The following is a 17,799-nucleotide window of genomic DNA, read 5'->3' as shown; positions in this document are numbered from 1 at the left end:
TTTTTCGTGCTCAAAGAGTAACCCCTCGCGCTTAAACCAACATCTCCAACGCTCAAAATCTCAAAAACAGCAACCCATCCCTATCACCCACGCAATTCAAAAATCCATGTAACAAAAATGAAGATGATGGCAATCGGCACGACAAATCTTACAAGAAATCGCCAGAGTGCATTCATAGCCGGATGCATCCGCAATTCTTCGTCCGTCTGTTTTTTAGTCAGTACAAAACCTACAAAAATGGAGGTGAGCAGTGCGCCAAGTGGCATCATGATCCGGCTTGTGATCGTATCCGCGAAGTCGAAGATTGTCCCACCAAAAAGGTTGACGTCGGAAAGAATGCCAAACGATAAGGCACTTGGGATACCGACGATAAAAATCAGAAGACCAAACACCCATGCAGCCATTTTTCGACGGTTGCGTTTTTCACGGATACCGGTCGATACGACAATTTCAAGCATCGCAATCGATGAAGTGAGTGTTGCGAACAGCATTAAGACAAAGAAAATAATCATAAACACATTGCCGAATGGAATCTGATTAAAAATAGCCGGTAAAATGACGAAAATCAATCCAGGACCTTCCGCAGGCGATTGTCCGAGCGCAAATACGGCTGGGAAAATGACAAGTCCTGCTAAAACAGAAATGACAATATTTAAAATCGAAACATTGACAGCGGATTGCCCTAACCGTTCCTCTTTCGGCAAATAAGAAGCATACGTCATCATCGCCGTCACTCCAACGCTTAAAGAGAAGAAAGCTTGCCCTAGTGCAAGTAATACCGTCGAACCTGTCAAATAAGACCAATCGGGTACGAATAGGAAGCGAACCCCGTCCATCGCCCCTTCCAATGTCAGGGAACGGATTGCCAGGACAATGAAGAAGATGAACAGAAGCGGCATCATCCAACGACTCGCCCGTTCAATCCCGCTTTGCACTCCGCTTTGAACGATCCATACCGTCAAGAGCAGGAACACGGCTTGACCCAGTAAGACTTCCACGGGACTGGCAATGATGGAATTGAAAAGGTCAACGTGATTGACGGTGTCCAGTTTGAAAATAAGGGAACGTGCCAAATAAGATAAAATCCATCCCCCAACGACACTGTAAAAGGACAGGATGATGAATGAAGCGGTCAAGCCCATCCAACCGATAAACTGCCAGTTGCGCCCTTTTGCCAACCGTTTAAGGGAAGTAACGGCGTCGGCCTGTCCCATCCGACCGATAACAAATTCCGCGAGCAAAATCGGTAACCCGATTGCTATCGTACAAATAATGAAGAGGAGAAGGAAAACACTCCCGCCATTCGTCCCCGTCATATAAGGGAATTTCCAAATTGCACCGAGGCCGATCGCACTGCCCGCAGCAGCGAGAACGAACCCGATTTTTGAAGACCATTGATCCCGTTGTTTCATAACCAACCACACTTTCATTTTATAAGACCTCATTTATTTTACACGAAATAAAATCGAAAGCCATCATTATATGTAACAAATTTCGACAAAATATCTAACCGTTTTCCCTATATTTGTTCTGGTATAGTGGTACTAAGGAAGTTGTTGCGTTAAAGGGGTTGAAGTTTCATGGAGAAAAACGAATTGGTACAACAAACGATCCCAGAGAATGTTTCCACATTTGAGGGATGGATAGATAGAAATGCTAACCGCATTGAGCGATTGGCCATCCAATACGGTTGTACAAGGGAACAGGCGCGAAACGTAACGGAGGAAGTATTTCGCTCTTGTTATTTGGATTTGCTTGATCAGCGGGAAGAGGAATGGAATCCGATCACACTCTTTCACAAGGTAGTGGAAAAGCTGGACGGGATGGCAATGGAAGAGTCTTTGGATACTTCCTTTTTACCGTTTGAAGAAGACCGCCATTTACATGAAAAAATCATCCATCTGCCAAGGGATCTAAAGTTCTCTTTGATTCTAGCAATGTTTCATGAGATGGATGATAGCGATATCGCCGCCCTTTTGGAAATTTCCGTAGAAGCCGTCAAAGACGCGATTGATCAAGCGTTTCTGCAGCTCGCCAAGGAAAGTGACCGTCCGCAAATGACAAAACAGCTTGAGTTCCTCAAGTTGTCTTATGGAAGACTGCGTCCCACATTCAGAAAAGAACGGATTTTTGTAGCTGAAGAGCTAGAAAACGAAAAAATTATAAAAAAGAAAACCCCTAAAAAAAGGATGCTCCTTTGGCCAGTGGGTCTTCTCATTTTGCTTGCTCTCATTGTGTCCTCTGTCCTCACGAGTGAGGATTATCAAAAAAAGGCAGCTGAAAAATATTTGGAGCGTTTCAAGACGTTATTTGAGGACGAGATGTCAACCCGTTATGCGAAGCTGGGCTTACCTCAATCAACGGAAGAAGATGCGCAAAATACCTATTTGGACTTTTATGGTAGGGAGGCGCAAATGGAATTCCAAAATTTAACGCGTAGACTCGAAAAGGAACTACAAGATACGGGGACAATCAATCGGAAGAACGCCAAAGAACAGTACGCAGCAATCAGCGAGACCTTAGCGTTTCCATCTGAAATGCTTGAAAAGCTCATCAAAAAACCGCTGACAAATGATCGGGAGCAAAGTGAACGATTCATAAAAGAGTATATGGAGCGCTATTACGAATTTCAAAATGCCTACCAAATGTTGTTGTCTGAATATCCTACAGTAATTGAACAAGCAATGGCAAACGGCGAGATGGACCCCGAACAGTCGATCCTTCCGGAAAAAATTCAAAAAGCCGTGAAAGGAATGAGGACGCAAAATATCTACCCGACTGTCGTACCGCAGTGGCATACCATTGTTCCTATATTTCAAAAGAATGAAATCAGTGCGCAGATGCGTGCCTCACTTCATAAGGATCTAGGAGGTTACGTAACGCTGTTAGAATCGACCCCGTTTGTCGATTACCCGGATTTGGCCTACTCCTACAATGAATCTATTGAATACTTACTAGACATGGAAAAATCATTACTTGCCAGTTGGGAGGGTGAAAACTTCTATTACATGTTGGAGCATTCCTATCAGGAATTGCTCTATACGCTCATAGGAGGCTACGAACCCGATCTTATTTACGGCCAAGATGGAACCGTGAAAGAGGAAGTACGTGCGGCTTGGCGGACAATCGCTTCCAATGGAGGAACATCACCTTCCGCAATCATTTTACAAAAAATCATTGGTGAAATGGAAGCGAATGATTGGGCGGAATCTGAAAGCCAAAGACGTGTAACTGAGTACCATATCAGTCATGCGGTACTACTGGCAAAGGAAGGCCGACTGCAAAACTTTAAATTAAGCGGAATCATTTCAACCGGACATGATTCCGATATAGTCTCGTTACCTGATTCGCAATTTGAGCGACTAGTAGAAGATACGTACGAACGGTTCTCTGTCGAATATGATCGGAAAGTATTGCGAGACGTTCATCCGATAGTCATTTTTTTGATGTTCATCATGGCGAATAATCATGAAGACATCGAGACGATGGAGCAACTTTTCGGGACTCTTTATGGGTCACTGACGTTTGAGGAATACATAAACGGGTGGGAACAGGTGCACATTGACCTTTCTCAAGTCGATCATGTGCAGTTCAGCAAGTCCGATGATAACACAGGCACTATTTGGGTAGAAACAGACCGTTCCACTTCTGCGGGAGCGATGATGATCAAGAATCTAGATCATATTTGGCTTGTCCAACATTTTCATTATGAGGCTCCTATTTTTGAATAAAGAGGACTCACATCAGAGGGGGGCGCAACTTGTCCCTCCGTCTAAGGATGAATGAAAAATCTGGGCTTTGAAGGGGAAGGGGGAGATTGCGTGGGGAGATATGAACGAATGCGGGATGAAGATCCGACCGCCTTTGAAAAGTGGATGGATCACTATTGTGCAAAGATCGAATTATTTGCGATTCAATATGGCTGTACACAACAACAAGCCGCAGAAGTGACAGAGGAAACATTTCGTCAAATGGTTGCGGAATTGGAAAACGTGACGGATGAAGACGGACTGAAGGAACGCTTCTATCGAGCTGTGCTAGAAAATCTACCATCCTTACAGCGGACGGATCCAGAAGAAGCGATCTCACCGTTCGAAGAGGATCGGGAAATGCATGCGCTCATTCTTCATTTGGACAGGGAAGCAAAAATGAGCTTCATATTGTCCCGGTTCCATCAGATGAATGAGGTAGAAATCGCTAAGATTGTAGGGATTCCAAAGGAGGCCGTAAAGGAGCAAATCACGCAAGCAATAGACCAACTTGCGTCCGGGATTGGGCGTCCCCTATTGGATAAACGACTGGCGTTTCTTGAAAAATCGTATGAGAGAATACGACTTTCATTCCGGAAAGATCAAGTCTTTACACCACCGAAACAAGAGAGGCAGAAGCCGGTCCGAAAGAAAAATAGGAGTTCCAAAAAGATCCTCCTATCCTGGGGCATCGGACTAATCGCTTTAGCTGCAATCATACTCATCCCAATTGTTACAGGGGATGAGTATCAAAAAGCTTCAGGAGAAAAATATATCGAACAGCTAAAAGAATCTTTTGAAGAAGAAATTGCAAGCCGCTATGAGCAATTGGGCTTGAAAGAAAGTACTGAAGAAGACCATCAAAACTATTATTACTTTACCGCATATGGAAAACAAGCGAGGGAGGATTTTGAAAGAAGGATTGAACATGAAGCATTCAGCCTTGCAGAAACCGGTCGGCTGAATAAGAAAAAGCTTAAAAAGCAATACGATGAAATCATCAGGCAACTGGCATTGCCATCCGAGATGGTGGAACAACTCATTAAACAGCCATTAACCTCCGACAAAGAGAAAAGTGCGAAATTTATCAGTGAGTATATGAAACAGATGTATGATATCCGAGAATCTTATATAACATTTACATTTCAACACCAATTGCTTATTGAAGAGGCTAAGGTGGAAGGAACTGTTCAAATTGAAAAGTTTCTTGGCAATAAAGAATCGTACCCGGAAGAATTACAACAGGCACTCAATCGTATGGAAGAGCAAAATCTATACTTAACGTCTATGCCACAATGGGACAATGTAGTTCCCGCTTTTTCAAGAAATGAGTTAAGCGCGCAAATGAAAGCATCCATCCACCCGGATTTGGCAGGTTATATTACGCAATTGGAATCTTCAACCCCTGTACCAGACTTGAATAGGACATATGCGGAAAAGGTGGATGATTTAGTGGAAATCGAATATACGTTGTTGGCAAGTGATGAAATTGAATTGCCATATATGTCGCTAAGGGATTACTATTCAACTTTATTTTATGGAATGATTACCGACTCAGAAACGAACCGGATCATTGGCCCCGATGGAAAAATAACAGAAGAGGTACAGACAGCTTGGAAGAGAATCGCATCGGGTGGAGAAGAGTCTCCATCTGCATATGTAATGAGAAATATAATTCGTGAAATGGAAGCGAGTGGATGGACACATTCCGAAACCCAAAGCCGTTTCACTGCCTATCATTTGAGTTATGCAATGGGACTCGCCAAGGCGGGCAAGCTTCATACATTTGAGATGAAAGGGATTTTACAACCTGATAAAGGTTTTGATATTGTCGCTTTCCCTGATCCATCTTTTGATCAGTTAGTGGAGGACACGTACAGGCTCTATACGGCGAACAATGATTCCACCTTGTTACAAGACGTGCATCCTTTCGTTATTTTCGGTATGTATTATTTGGCAAATGACCAAAAGGACCCCGTAACAATGTGGCATCTGTATACGCCGAGGGACAACCCGCAGCCGCTTGAAACGTATCTTGCGGATTGGGAACAAGAGAATTTTCATCTAGATGAAGTGGATGGACTTCTATGGGATTCTTCAGATGGTTCAATTGCATGGATACGGGGAAACATGGCTCATTTTTACATTGATTTGGAAGCGGATGATAAGATCGGCTGGAAAATCACCTCGATTTATAGGGATTGGGAAGAAATCGAAAAATAGCCGCCGGTTTTTATTGTAAAAGCGTATAGAGATTGAGGCCTGATGAATCTTATTAATTTTCGGATAATTCCAGTCAACTTTTTGCCCGGCACTCTCAAACATGGTATAATTTTGGATGGCCTTAACGGCAGATACGATACAAAATAGATTGGGAGCTGTTTCAAATGGCAAAAAAATATGAAGCGGGTGAAGAGCTTTCCGGAAAAGTTACAGGTATCCAGCCATATGGTGCGTTTGTCGCACTGGATGAAGAAACACAAGGGCTCGTTCACATTTCGGAAATTACGTATGGATTTGTAAAAGATATTCATGACTTTCTTTCGGTTGGGCAAGAAGTGAATGTCAAAGTGCTGGAAGTCGATGAAGGTGCAGGGAAAATCAGTTTATCCATCCGTGCGCTCCAAGAGTCACCGCCGCCGGCAAAAAGAAATGACCAACCGCGTAAATCACTACAAGCGCGTGTCAAAGAAAGAGACGCAGAAGGCTTCAACTCCCTGAAAGACAAGTTGAAAGACTGGATTGAAAGATCAGGGCAATAAAGAAATGCGGAAGCGGCCGTTCAGATGCGACAGGCATAAGTCGATCCAGCGACGTGGCGCTCTTTGCCACAGAGCAGGATTGCTTATGACCCGAGCATCTGGCCGCTGGAGTCTGGACAATACAAAAAACGAGGAGAAGGCATTAAGGAGCCTTTTCCTCGTTTTTTATTTTTCGCAATCGATATTGCAGATTTTGTCTACTCATACCAAGCGCTTTTGCTGTCTTCGTCACATTTTCCTCATTATGCTTCATGGCCTTTTGAATATAATAGGCTTCCGCTTCTCGCAAAAATTGGTCGAGCGGCAACAAGTCCTTCCCGGGTTGGACGATGAAATCCGAAGCTTGCTTCGGTTCTTCCGTCGTTTTCTCACTTTTCATTTTGAAGTGGAGCGGGAGCATATCATAAGTGATGACTGTTTCCGTTGTAGCGAGTGACGTCACCTCATCCAGCAATAATCCGAGCTCGCGTATATTGCCAGGCCAATCATATTCGTGGAATAGCTGTTCCACTTCACTTGAAATCCCTTCCAGAGCAGAGCCAAATCGCTCCGCACGTCTCGTCAAATAGGCGGAGATGTACGGCATAATGTCCTCCGTCCGTTTGCGCAAAGGCGGAATGCGGATTGCGAATGAAGAGAAAAAGTAATAGAGCTCTTTTAATAATGAACCTGAAGCGATCAATTCGACGGGATCCTCTCCGATACTGGCCAAGAATAAGCGATTTTCATGCGACGCTGCATCCAAGATAGCCAGCAATTTCTGCTGGAGAGGGATGGACAACAAGTCGATCCGTTCACAAAACAAGGAGAGTGGTTCTTCACCATTCAGATTATCCCGCAATTTTTCAATCAGATCTGGGTTGGAACTATGGCAATATAGCGTATAGAACCGGTCGTTGGAAGGCGTTAACTCATGATGGATACTTTCTGCAATCAGGTCTTTTCCAGTACCCGTTTCACCAATTAAGAGGACCGGTAATTTTGCACGTGCCGCTTTTCTTGCGGTGGAGATGACCGCTTTCATCGATTCGGATTCTGCAATAATTTGACTGAACGTGACAGGATCACTATTTTTCCGAAAGGGTTGAAAAACAAATTTTTCAAGCGCGGTTACATCGCTTGCCAACTCAATTGCACCGATCAGTGTATCCCCATCCCAAATGGGGTATGTGTCATTAATGGTTGTAATTTCCGTTCCATTCCGGTTCCAATAGGTCTGTTTCACATTCAATTGTTCTTTGCCACTATGTAGCACTTTTAACAGCGTACTCTCTTCTTGTTCAAAATTGAACAATTCCAAAATGGAACGATCCCCGACATCTTCTAGCGCGAGACCCTCGATTTCTTTCATCTTGTCATTGTAAATAACAGTTTGTCCGTCCTGATTGATGGCATGGATACCGACTCCGACATGATTGACGGCAAACTTGAAGAAAGGGAGGAAAGACTTTTCATTTTTCAACATCATCATCACCTTCTGTAACATTTTTGCGAAAATTTTAAAATAATACTTGAAAAGAGCAATAATATCTTGCATTATTATAAGTGTAGATGAGGACTTAATGCAAATATTTTTTGCGCAAGAAAAAAGGAGGATTACCATGATTCCGTATAAACATGAACCATTCACAGATTTTACACAAGAAGAGAACAAACAGGCTTTCTTGGAAGCTTTGAAAACAGTGGAAGGGTATCTTGGGCAAGACTATCCACTTATTATTGGCGGAGAACGTATTATGACGGAAGAGAAATTGGTTTCCACAAACCCTGCGAATAAAGAAGAAGTGATCGGAGCCGTTTCGAAAGCAAGCAGAGACCTTGCGACGAAAGCGATGGAAATTGCTGACGAAACATTTGAAACGTGGAGAAAGGTGAAACCTGAATTCCGTGCGGATGTTCTTTTCAAAGCAGCAGCTATCATTCGACGCCGCAAGCACGAATTTTCAGCGCTTCTGACTAAAGAAGCGGGGAAACCATGGAACGAAGCGGATGCGGATACAGCTGAAGCAATCGATTTCTTGGAATATTATGGCCGCCAAATGCTGAAGTTAAAAGATGGCATTCCTGTGGAAAGCCGTCCAGGTGAATTCAACCGTTTTGACTATATTCCACTTGGAGTCGGAGTCGTGATTTCACCTTGGAACTTTGCCTTTGCCATTATGGCAGGAACAACTGTAGCAGCACTCGTAACAGGAAACACAGTGCTATTGAAGCCGGCATCCACAACGCCGGTAGTCGCTTATAAATTCATCGAAGTGCTTGAAGAAGCAGGAATGCCTGCAGGGGTTGTCAACTACATCCCTGGTTCCGGTTCCGAAATCGGTGATTATCTAGTCGATCATCCAAGAACCCGTTTCATCTCCTTCACGGGCTCACGTGAAGTCGGAACGCGTATTTATGAGCGGGCGGCAGTCGTCAATGAAGGGCAAATCTGGTTGAAACGCGTCATCGCTGAAATGGGCGGAAAAGATACGATCGTTGTGGATAGTGAAGCGGATCTTGAGCTTGCAGCACAATCCATCGTCAAATCGGCATTCGGTTTCAGCGGGCAAAAATGTTCGGCTTGTTCCCGTGCAGTCATCCATGAAGACGTATACGATCAAGTCGTAGCGCGTGTCGAACAGTTGACAAAAGAATTGACATACGGCGACCCAACAGATCCAAAGAACTTTGCAGGACCGGTAATCGACCAAGCGTCATTTGATAAAATCATGGGGTATATCGAAATCGGTAAAGAAGAAGGGCGCCTCATCGCGGGAGGAACAGGCGATAGTTCAAAAGGATACTTCGTGGCACCGACAGTCATCGCTGATCTTGGTCCGAATGCACGTGTTATGCAAGAAGAAATCTTCGGACCAGTTGTCGGCTTGACGAAAGCCAAAGACTTCACTGAAGCGATTGAAATTGCGAACAACACAGATTATGGCCTTACAGGTGCAGTGATCTCAAACAATCGTTTTCATATCGAGCAGGCACGCGAAGATTTCCACGTCGGCAACCTGTACTTCAACCGTGGTTGCACAGGAGCCATCGTCGGTTATCAACCATTCGGCGGCTTTAATATGTCTGGGACAGACTCCAAAGCGGGCGGACCAGACTACTTGCAACTGCATATGCAAGGCAAGACAACATCAGAAATGTTATAAGAAAAGCGGCGGATGCACGCTTAGGTTTGATCCAATAAAATAAATAAGACCCATCCAGAGGGTGGGTCTGACCACTACATAACAAAGGGGATGGAATAGATGTCAGTATCAGAAAAAGTGATTGTTCAAACAGAAAAATTCGGGGCAAATAACTATCATCCACTACCAATCGTCATCTCTGAAGCAGAAGGTGTTTGGGTAAAGGATCCTGAGGGAAATCAATATATGGATATGCTCTCAGCATATTCCGCGGTCAACCAAGGACACCGCCATCCGAAAATCATCCAAGCATTAAAAGACCAGGCGGATCGAGTGACTCTTACCTCAAGGGCTTTCCATAACGACCAACTCGGCCCGTGGTATGAGAAAGTCTGCGAAATCTCCGGTAAAGAAATGGCGCTGCCGATGAACACAGGTGCAGAAGCGGTAGAAACAGCTGTCAAAGCGGCGCGCCGTTGGGCTTATGATGTAAAAGGCGTAGCAGAAGGGCAAGCAGAAATCATCGCTTGTGAAGGAAACTTCCATGGCCGTACAATGACGGCTGTCTCTTTATCATCCGAAGCGGAATATAAACGAGGATTTGGACCGATGCTTCCGGGCATCAACCTCATTCCATACGGCGATCTCCAAGCGTTGGAAGCGGCGATCACGCCGAATACGGCAGCATTCCTCATTGAACCGATCCAAGGAGAAGCGGGGATCATTATTCCGCCGGCAGGTTTCATGAAAGCGGCATATGACCTTTGTCAGAAGCATAATGTGCTGTTCATTGCAGACGAGATCCAGGCAGGACTTTGCCGTACGGGGAAAATGTTTGCTTGTGAATGGGAAGGGTTTGAACCAGATATGTATATTCTTGGAAAAGCGCTAGGGGGCGGCGTATTCCCGATTTCATGCGTAGTGGCAAATAAAGAAATTTTAGGCGTTTTCAATCCAGGTTCACATGGTTCGACATTTGGTGGAAATCCAATGGCTTGTGCCGTATCAATTGCATCGCTCGAAGTGCTTGAAGAAGAAGAACTTGCAAAAAAATCACTTGAACTCGGAAATTATTTCACAGAAGCATTAAAGAAAATCGAACATCCGTCGATTAAAGAAGTGAGAGGGCGCGGTTTGTTCATTGGAATCGAGCTGACGGAAGCAGCACGTCCATATTGTGAAAAATTGAAAGAGCTCGGATTGCTCTGTAAAGAAACACATGAAACAGTCATCCGTTTTGCTCCACCTCTCATCATTACGCAAGAAGATTTGGACTGGGCAATCCAAAAAATCGAAAAAGTTTTCGCGAATTGATATATATTCCCCAAAACAGTGACGATTATGTTACAATATGTCCGAAGTAAATATTATGAATCAAAGAGGCGAACCATTAAATGACTGAAAACCTGAATCTATTTACGTCTACACAAGATGTCATTAAAGAAGCACTTGACAAATTAGGCTATGATGAAGGAATGTACGAACTTTTAAAAGAACCTCTCCGTATGGTCGAAGTACGGATTCCTATCCGCATGGACGATGGAAAAGTGAAAGTATTTACGGGTTACCGTGGACAGCATAATGATGCGGTCGGACCTACAAAAGGTGGAGTCCGTTTCCATCCAGAGGTAACAGCAGAAGAAGTAAAGGCCCTTTCAATGTGGATGACACTGAAAGCGGGAATTGTTGATCTGCCATATGGCGGTGGTAAAGGTGCGATCATCTGTGATCCACGTGAAATGTCTATGGGTGAGCTTGAGCGCCTAAGCCGTGGCTATGTCCGAGCGCTTAGCCAAGTAATGGGACCTGCAAAAGATATCCCAGCTCCAGACGTTTTCACGAATGCGCAAATTATGGCATGGATGATGGATGAATACAGCCGCATCGATGAATTCAACTCCCCAGGTTTCATCACAGGGAAACCGATCGTGCTTGGTGGATCCCAAGGACGTGACCGTGCGACAGCGGAAGGTGTAACCATCATTATTGAAGAAGCCGCAAAACGCCGTGGAATCGATATGAAAGGTGCACGTATCGTTATTCAAGGATTTGGAAACGCTGGAAGCTTCCTATCGAAATTCTTGCATGATGCAGGCGCGAAAGTAATTGGTATTTCCGATGCTTACGGAGCCCTTCATGATCCGAACGGTTTGGACATCGATTACCTATTGGACCGTCGTGATAGTTTTGGAACTGTGACGACATTGTTTGATAATACGATTACAAACCAGGAATTGCTAGAGCTCGATTGTGATATTCTAGTACCGGCAGCGATTGCAAACCAAATCACTGAGAAAAATGCGCATAATATTAACGCGAAAATCGTTGTGGAAGCGGCAAACGGACCGACAACTGCTGAAGGAACTCGAATCCTTACAGAGCGCGGTATCTTGCTCGTACCAGACGTTCTTGCAAGCGCGGGCGGTGTAACGGTTTCTTACTTCGAGTGGGTTCAAAACAATATGGGCTATTACTGGTCCGAAGAAGAAGTTCGTGAAAAAATGACGGCTAAAATGGTTGAAGCATTTGAAAATGTATATACAACAGCATCTACACGAAATATCGATATGCGTCTTGCGGCGTATATGATCGGGGTACGTAAAACTGCAGAAGCGTCCCGTTTCCGTGGATGGGCATAAGTTGAAAATAGAAGGCATTTCCCGATTCGACTCGGGAAATGCCTTTTATGCTTCTTCCGCTGTCGTCACTTTTACATCGTCTCGATCCCGCCAATGATCGAATAACAGTCCAAGATTAAACAGACCTGAAATCCCAATGATGAGATAAATAAATCGGGCAAGTGGTTCCGCTGCACCACCAGCCAATTGTGCTACAACGTCGAAACGGAAGATTCCTGCGACTCCCCAATTGAGTGCGCCGATAATCGTTAATGCGAGGGCTAATTTATGCAGATTTCCCAATTGTGAACACCTCCTTTGCTTACTATGCCCAAGCAGACTTGTTTCATACGGGCTATCTTATTTTTGCAATCTCACCTCTTTTTTTGGATAATTAACTAAATGGAAAGGAGCGGATTTATCTTGAACGACTTTATCTTTCAGAATCCGGTTAAATTGATTTTCGGTAAAGGACAATTACAAAGCTTACCGCAAGAAATAACGAAATACGGAAAAAAAGTGCTAGTCGTCTACGGAGGCGGAAGTATTAAACGCAACGGCCTTTATGATGAAGTGATGGAGCTATTGCATTCAAACAATATGGAAGTACATGAACTTTCCGGCGTTGAACCGAATCCGCGGGTTTCCACCGCACGTAAAGGGGTTGCAATCTGTCAAAAGCATGACATCGAATTTGTCCTTGCTGTCGGAGGGGGATCGGTTATCGATTGTGCAAAATTGATTGTAACAGCAGCAAAATATGATGGTGATGCTTGGGATCTGGTCATAAGAAAAGCGACTCCACAAGATGCTCTCCCATTGGGCACCGTACTGACTTTAGCTGCTACCGGTTCAGAAATGAATGCAGGGTCCGTCATTACTAATGAAGAAACACAAGAAAAATACGGTTGGGGATGCTCTTTTAACTTTCCGAAGTTCTCCATCTTAGATCCGACGTATACACTTTCTGTCCCGAAAGACCAAACCATTTACGGGATTGTCGATATGATGTCCCATATCTTTGAACAATATTTCAATAATGCGCAAAATACACCTGTTCAAGATGAAATGTGTGAAGGTGTATTACGTGCGATTATGGAAAGCGGACCTAACCTTGTAGAAGACTTGGAAAACTATGAGTTGAGGGAGACGATTCTGTTTGCGGGAACGATCGCATTGAATAATTTCCTTCAAATGGGCTATCAGGGCGATTGGGCGACACATGATATTGAACATGCATTGTCCGCGGTCTACGATATTCCCCATGCGGGCGGCCTAGCTATTTTATTCCCACATTGGATGCGCCATAACGTCAAAGTGAATCCTGAACGGTTCGCAAGACTTGCGGTCAAAGTCTTTGGTGTGCATCCGGAAGGAAAAACACCGGAAACGATAGCATATGAAGGAATTGACGCTTTAAGAGCTTTCTGGACAGCGCTTGGGGCACCGGAAACGTTAGCGGACTATAAAATTGACGGTTCAAAACTGGAATTGATGGCTGAAAAAGCAACTGCAAATGGAGCGCTTGGTCAATTTGTAAAACTCGACAAAGCAGACGTCCTGTCCATCCTGAAAGCCTCCTTGTAATCAATCACGCCTCGGCGTGATTGCGTCCAGATTTTGAATTGCGCTTGCGCAATTGACTCCTTTCAAAATCTGTGACATCCGCCGGAGGCTTTATCTTCGTTCAGCGGGTGTTTGAACACCTGCTGAACAGTAAACCAAAACGCATTCATCCCGCCACCGATGGAGGTGGGAGTCTTCTGCTGAATGAAGATAAAAATGACGAAACGTCACGAATGGATAACTCCTAACGTGACGTTTTTTGTTGAATTGTGCAACGCTTATTCAGGCAGTTTTGCTGTGACTTGCTGATCAGTCCGAGGAGGGTTGGCTTTTCGCCATGTTTTGATGCCATCATCTTCATCAAATGAAATCACAACATCCCGCACGCCTTTTTGATTGAGTACCAAGTCCATAAGACGATCGCGGATATCATCCACATAAGCTACCGTTAGTGACGCGTCCACTTCTGCGACAATTTCAACGTGCAGAAATTCTCCTTCCTTAATAACTTCCACTTTTTGGATATCTTTTACGTCAGGGTCTTCCGCGATGAGAAGAGCAATATGTTGCAGCATTTCTTCATCGGTCTCACCGATAGCACCACGGGCATTTTCAAGAAATACTTTCCCGACAACATAAAACATCATAAGCCCAATTAACACTGATGCTATCCCTTCTGCAATGAGCAAATCGAAAAAATGCGCTAATAAGACTGCGATAAACGCGAGAAGCCCACCAGTTGTCGCGACGAAATCTTCCATAAAGACCAGTTTAGTCGGCGGCTTTGCCTTATTCAGATGAGCAAAGCTACTAGTGAGTGGTGCTAAGCCCCCTTTTTGAATCCCTGCTTCGTGTAAAACTTCTTTCCCAGCTTTATAAAGAACGGAAAATTCAAGAATGATACTAATCCCAAGAACGGATAAGTTAATCAGAAATCCGCTTGACTCCACCGGGTTTAAAATATGATGGAGTCCGCCTTTGACGGCTTCGTAAGACATGATGCCGACGACGATGACAGCGCCGAGACAAACTAAATTGACAACCCGGCCAAAGCCATTCGGAAATTTCGGTGTTGGTGCTTTTTTGGACAAAGCCGAGCCGATAAACACAAAAAATTGATTGGCGGCGTCTCCGAATGAGTGCATCATTTCGGCAAACATGGCGACGTTACCAGTAAAGAAAAAAGCAATCGCCTTCAAAACAGCGATTACAGTATTCACGATAGCCGCGAGAAGGGAAGGCTTATTCCCTTCTTTTAAAAGTTTGAGCATGTCTTTCATCTGAATCCTCCATCATGGGAATATTTCGATTTCAACTGATTCGATGTAGGGGAGTGTGGATAACTCTACATATAATTGGGATGTCTTCTTTTTAGGAAGCGCGGAAAGCCGGAAATCCAATTCATGTTTTGACGGCTTATCATCCATTCCTAGTTGCCGAATACGTAAATTTTCAATGACCATTCCTTCAGATTTTAAATGATCAATGAGAGCCTCGATTTTTGATTTGTCCGATAAAATGAACAGGAAGGCTGCGTCTTTGGTCCGGAGTCTTTTCGGACCGAACTTTCCAAGCGCGGGTGCGATGACTTCGATGACGAACATGACACTGAGCACGGCAAAAGCAGCTTCAATATAGAAACCTGCACCGACAGCGATCCCGATACTAGCCGCACCCCAAATCATGGCCGCTGTCGTTAGGCCAGTGATATTATCGTTATCCCTCCTTAAGATGGCTCCGGCTCCAAGGAAACCAATGCCGCTCACGATTTGTGCAGCAAGACGTAAAGGGTCCATTGTGACATTGATATCATCACGTGCCGGTACAAGATAAGCTGCCTCGATCGAGATAATTGTCAGTAAACAACTAAAAGTGGCAATAACTGCACTCGTTTTTAACCCGATCGGTTTCTTCTTCATTTCCCTCTCTACACCGATCACTAAACTTAATATTAAAGCGAGCATGATTTTAATAAGGACTTCGGGATACATCGCTTCATTTAAAATCCATACCATCATTATTCCCCCTTTGTCTGTCATCATGTTCTTTTTAACTTGATTCAGCAAATCTTTTTGTACTGAAAGCGAAGCGTCAGCTACAGAAGTCACCCGTTTCCATAAGTGGCGGGATGAATGCCAGAATCATTACAATTAGAGGGAGTCCAAACTCCCTGCTGATTAGAGGAACTCAGGCTAAGGTCGCCGCGTCCTGAATGAAAATGCCTTAATTTCTGCAAAAAACGCAGAAATAGGGCAAATCAAACCCTTCGCTGTTTGATTGGCAACGCCTGAGTGACCAATGTTCTGTTGGTCCAAGCCTCCCGCGGATGTCACAGATTTTGAAAGGAGTTAATTGAGCTTTGCTTAATTCAAAATCTGGACGCAATTACGCCGAGGCGTAATTGATTCAACCATGTTATACTATTTACTATTCCTATAACCTAAAAAGGAAATTGTAACCTTATTTGTCTTCATACAGCAGAGGACTCCCACCTCTATAGATAGTGAGATGAATGTGGTTTTGTTTCCCTGTTCAGTGCGTGTTCAAACGCTCGCTGAACGAACAAAGGATGTCACGGGTTTTGAAAGGAATGACTTGAGCTTTGCTCAATTCAAAATCCGGGTGCAATTTATTGAAAGTGAAGTGTCTGAAATGGAAAAGCCCGCAATTCATCCCTATATACCAATTATCATTGGTGTCATATCCGTAGCCCTGTCTGCAATTTTTGTGAAACTTGCCACGGCCGATCCAGGAGTCATCGCATTTTATCGGATGTTGTTTTCGGTTCTGCTTATGCTACCGATATTCCTCATTAAATACAGAGGAGAAATTTTTACCCTTGGCAAAAAAGATTGGATATTTTCTACGATCGCTGGGATATTCTTAGCGTTTCATTTCATTCTATGGTTTGAATCCCTAAACTACACTTCAGTCGCAAGTTCCACTGTGCTCGTTACACTACAGCCGATTTTCGCTTTCGTGGGTACTTATTTCTTCTTTAAAGAAAAAATTTCATTTAAAACGTTATTATCAGGTGTCATTGCCATAGCGGGAAGCGTCATTATAAGCTGGGGAGATTTTCAGTTGAGTGGCAGCGCCTTTTATGGAGATATGTTAGCTTTGGCAGGATGCGCACTGATCACAATCTATCTTTTATTCGGTCAAGACGTCCGAAAAAGAATCTCTCTTATTACTTATACGTTTGTCGTGTATTCAATAAGCACAGTGACATTGTTTTTTTATGTCCTTATTAAAGGGGAGTCGTTCGGTCCTTATTCCGGGTCTGACTGGTTTTGGTTTTTGATGCTTGCATTGATTCCGAATCTGCTTGGCCATACGTTGTTTAACTGGGCTCTTAAGTGGGTGAGCACGAATGTCATTTCAATTGCCATCTTGTTTGAGCCTGTTGGAGCTGCTGTCATGGCGTATTATGTGTTTAATGAAACATTGATCGCACCACAAATTATCGGCGGAATCATTGTCATAGCAGGGATTGTCTTGTTTGTAGTAGATGAAAGAAAAATAAAAGAGAAGTTTTTTTCGAAAAAGGCTTGATTTCTTAAATCGTTATGTTGTATATTAGTACATGTCCTCCGGGAGCGAGAAACAACGTTGAAAAAGAAGTTTCAAAAAGTTGTTGACTCGTTCTGGAAGAGATGTTAATATAGAAAGCGTCGCATTTCCGATAAGCGGAAACGACGAAAAACTTTTTAGAAAAGTTGTTGACAAGCGACGATGAGATTTGATAAGATGTAAAGGTCGCTGTCGAAAAGTGGCGAGATATGAACCTTGAAAACTGAACAGCAAAACGTTAACAAATATAGTTTGTTGAACCAACTCTGTTGGGGACACAAACATAAACGAATCTTCGGATTCAAAGTCAGCAAGAAATGAGCTATTCATTTTCTTCTTTTATGGAGAGTTTGATCCTGGCTCAGGACGAACGCTGGCGGCGTGCCTAATACATGCAAGTCGAGCG

The 17,799-nt window shown here is 43.9% G+C and carries 13 protein-coding genes and 1 rRNA gene; 9 read left to right on the top strand and 5 right to left on the bottom strand.

The window, feature by feature from the left end:
* Positions 1-83 precede the first annotated feature (83 nt).
* Positions 84-1,412, bottom strand: a complete 1,329-nt coding sequence (locus MHZ95_RS12060; protein WP_239391184.1) for a sodium-dependent transporter — start codon at positions 1,410-1,412, stop codon at positions 84-86.
* A 168-nt stretch (positions 1,413-1,580) separates the two neighbouring features.
* On the opposite strand from MHZ95_RS12060, the gene MHZ95_RS12055 reads away from it, so the two are divergent.
* The 3 genes from MHZ95_RS12055 to yugI all read left to right on the top strand — a co-directional run bounded on the left by MHZ95_RS12055 (position 1,581) and on the right by yugI (position 6,511).
* Positions 1,581-3,731 carry a sigma-70 RNA polymerase sigma factor region 4 domain-containing protein gene (locus MHZ95_RS12055; protein WP_239390872.1) on the top strand — a complete coding sequence of 717 codons (2,151 nt, stop codon included), beginning with the start codon at positions 1,581-1,583 and terminating at the stop codon, positions 3,729-3,731.
* 90 nt (positions 3,732-3,821) lie between these two features.
* Complete coding sequence (locus MHZ95_RS12050) at positions 3,822-5,972, top strand: RNA polymerase sigma factor (RefSeq protein WP_239390871.1); 2,151 nt, start codon at positions 3,822-3,824, stop codon at positions 5,970-5,972.
* A 164-nt stretch (positions 5,973-6,136) separates the two neighbouring features.
* Positions 6,137-6,511: a S1 domain-containing post-transcriptional regulator GSP13 gene (gene yugI, locus MHZ95_RS12045; RefSeq protein WP_239390870.1), complete on the top strand. Its 375-nt coding sequence runs from the start codon at positions 6,137-6,139 to the stop codon at positions 6,509-6,511.
* Positions 6,512-6,653: 142 nt separating this feature from the next.
* Here yugI and MHZ95_RS12040 read toward each other — a convergent pair whose 3' ends face one another.
* Positions 6,654-7,976, bottom strand: a complete 1,323-nt coding sequence (locus MHZ95_RS12040; RefSeq protein WP_239390869.1) for an AAA-type ATPase lid domain-containing protein — start codon at positions 7,974-7,976, stop codon at positions 6,654-6,656.
* 136 nt (positions 7,977-8,112) lie between these two features.
* On the opposite strand from MHZ95_RS12040, the gene pruA reads away from it, so the two are divergent.
* The 3 genes from pruA (at position 8,113) to MHZ95_RS12025 (ending at position 12,275) form a co-directional block, all read left to right on the top strand.
* Positions 8,113-9,657: an L-glutamate gamma-semialdehyde dehydrogenase gene (gene pruA, locus MHZ95_RS12035; protein ID WP_239390868.1), complete on the top strand. Its 1,545-nt coding sequence runs from the start codon at positions 8,113-8,115 to the stop codon at positions 9,655-9,657.
* 99 nt (positions 9,658-9,756) lie between these two features.
* Positions 9,757-10,950, top strand: coding sequence for an ornithine--oxo-acid transaminase (locus MHZ95_RS12030; protein WP_239390867.1), 1,194 nt, complete (start codon positions 9,757-9,759; stop codon positions 10,948-10,950).
* An 80-nt stretch (positions 10,951-11,030) separates the two neighbouring features.
* Complete coding sequence (locus tag MHZ95_RS12025) at positions 11,031-12,275, top strand: Glu/Leu/Phe/Val family dehydrogenase (protein ID WP_239390866.1); 1,245 nt, start codon at positions 11,031-11,033, stop codon at positions 12,273-12,275.
* 45 nt (positions 12,276-12,320) lie between these two features.
* On the opposite strand, the gene MHZ95_RS12020 is transcribed toward MHZ95_RS12025, so the two are convergent.
* Complete coding sequence (locus tag MHZ95_RS12020; protein ID WP_239390865.1) at positions 12,321-12,557, bottom strand: DUF378 domain-containing protein; 237 nt, start codon at positions 12,555-12,557, stop codon at positions 12,321-12,323.
* Positions 12,558-12,677: 120 nt separating this feature from the next.
* Between MHZ95_RS12020 and MHZ95_RS12015 the strand changes: the two genes are divergently transcribed.
* Entirely contained in the window at positions 12,678-13,841 is a 1,164-nt protein-coding gene (locus tag MHZ95_RS12015; protein WP_239390864.1) for an iron-containing alcohol dehydrogenase, read from the top strand.
* A gap of 257 nt (positions 13,842-14,098) precedes the next feature.
* Here MHZ95_RS12015 and MHZ95_RS12010 read toward each other — a convergent pair whose 3' ends face one another.
* Both MHZ95_RS12010 and MHZ95_RS12005 read right to left on the bottom strand, forming a co-directional pair.
* Entirely contained in the window at positions 14,099-15,100 is a 1,002-nt protein-coding gene (locus MHZ95_RS12010; RefSeq protein ID WP_239390863.1) for a cation diffusion facilitator family transporter, read from the bottom strand.
* A gap of 12 nt (positions 15,101-15,112) precedes the next feature.
* The gene (locus MHZ95_RS12005; RefSeq protein ID WP_239390862.1) at positions 15,113-15,835 is read right to left on the bottom strand and encodes an MgtC/SapB family protein; all 723 of its coding nucleotides are present in this window, start codon (positions 15,833-15,835) and stop codon (positions 15,113-15,115) included.
* Positions 15,836-16,472: 637 nt separating this feature from the next.
* Between MHZ95_RS12005 and MHZ95_RS12000 the strand changes: the two genes are divergently transcribed.
* Positions 16,473-17,375, top strand: a complete 903-nt coding sequence (locus MHZ95_RS12000) for a DMT family transporter (protein ID WP_239391182.1) — start codon at positions 16,473-16,475, stop codon at positions 17,373-17,375.
* Between the two features lie 356 nt (positions 17,376-17,731).
* Positions 17,732-17,799: ribosomal RNA gene (locus MHZ95_RS11995) — 16S ribosomal RNA — on the top strand; the annotation flags it as partial.

The sequence above is a fragment of the Sporosarcina sp. ACRSM genome, from assembly GCF_022346545.1.
In the GTDB taxonomy this organism is placed as follows: Bacteria; Bacillota; Bacilli; order Bacillales_A; family Planococcaceae; genus Sporosarcina.
Note: the sequence above shows the minus strand (reverse complement) of the source record. Positions and strands in the feature narration are given on the sequence as shown.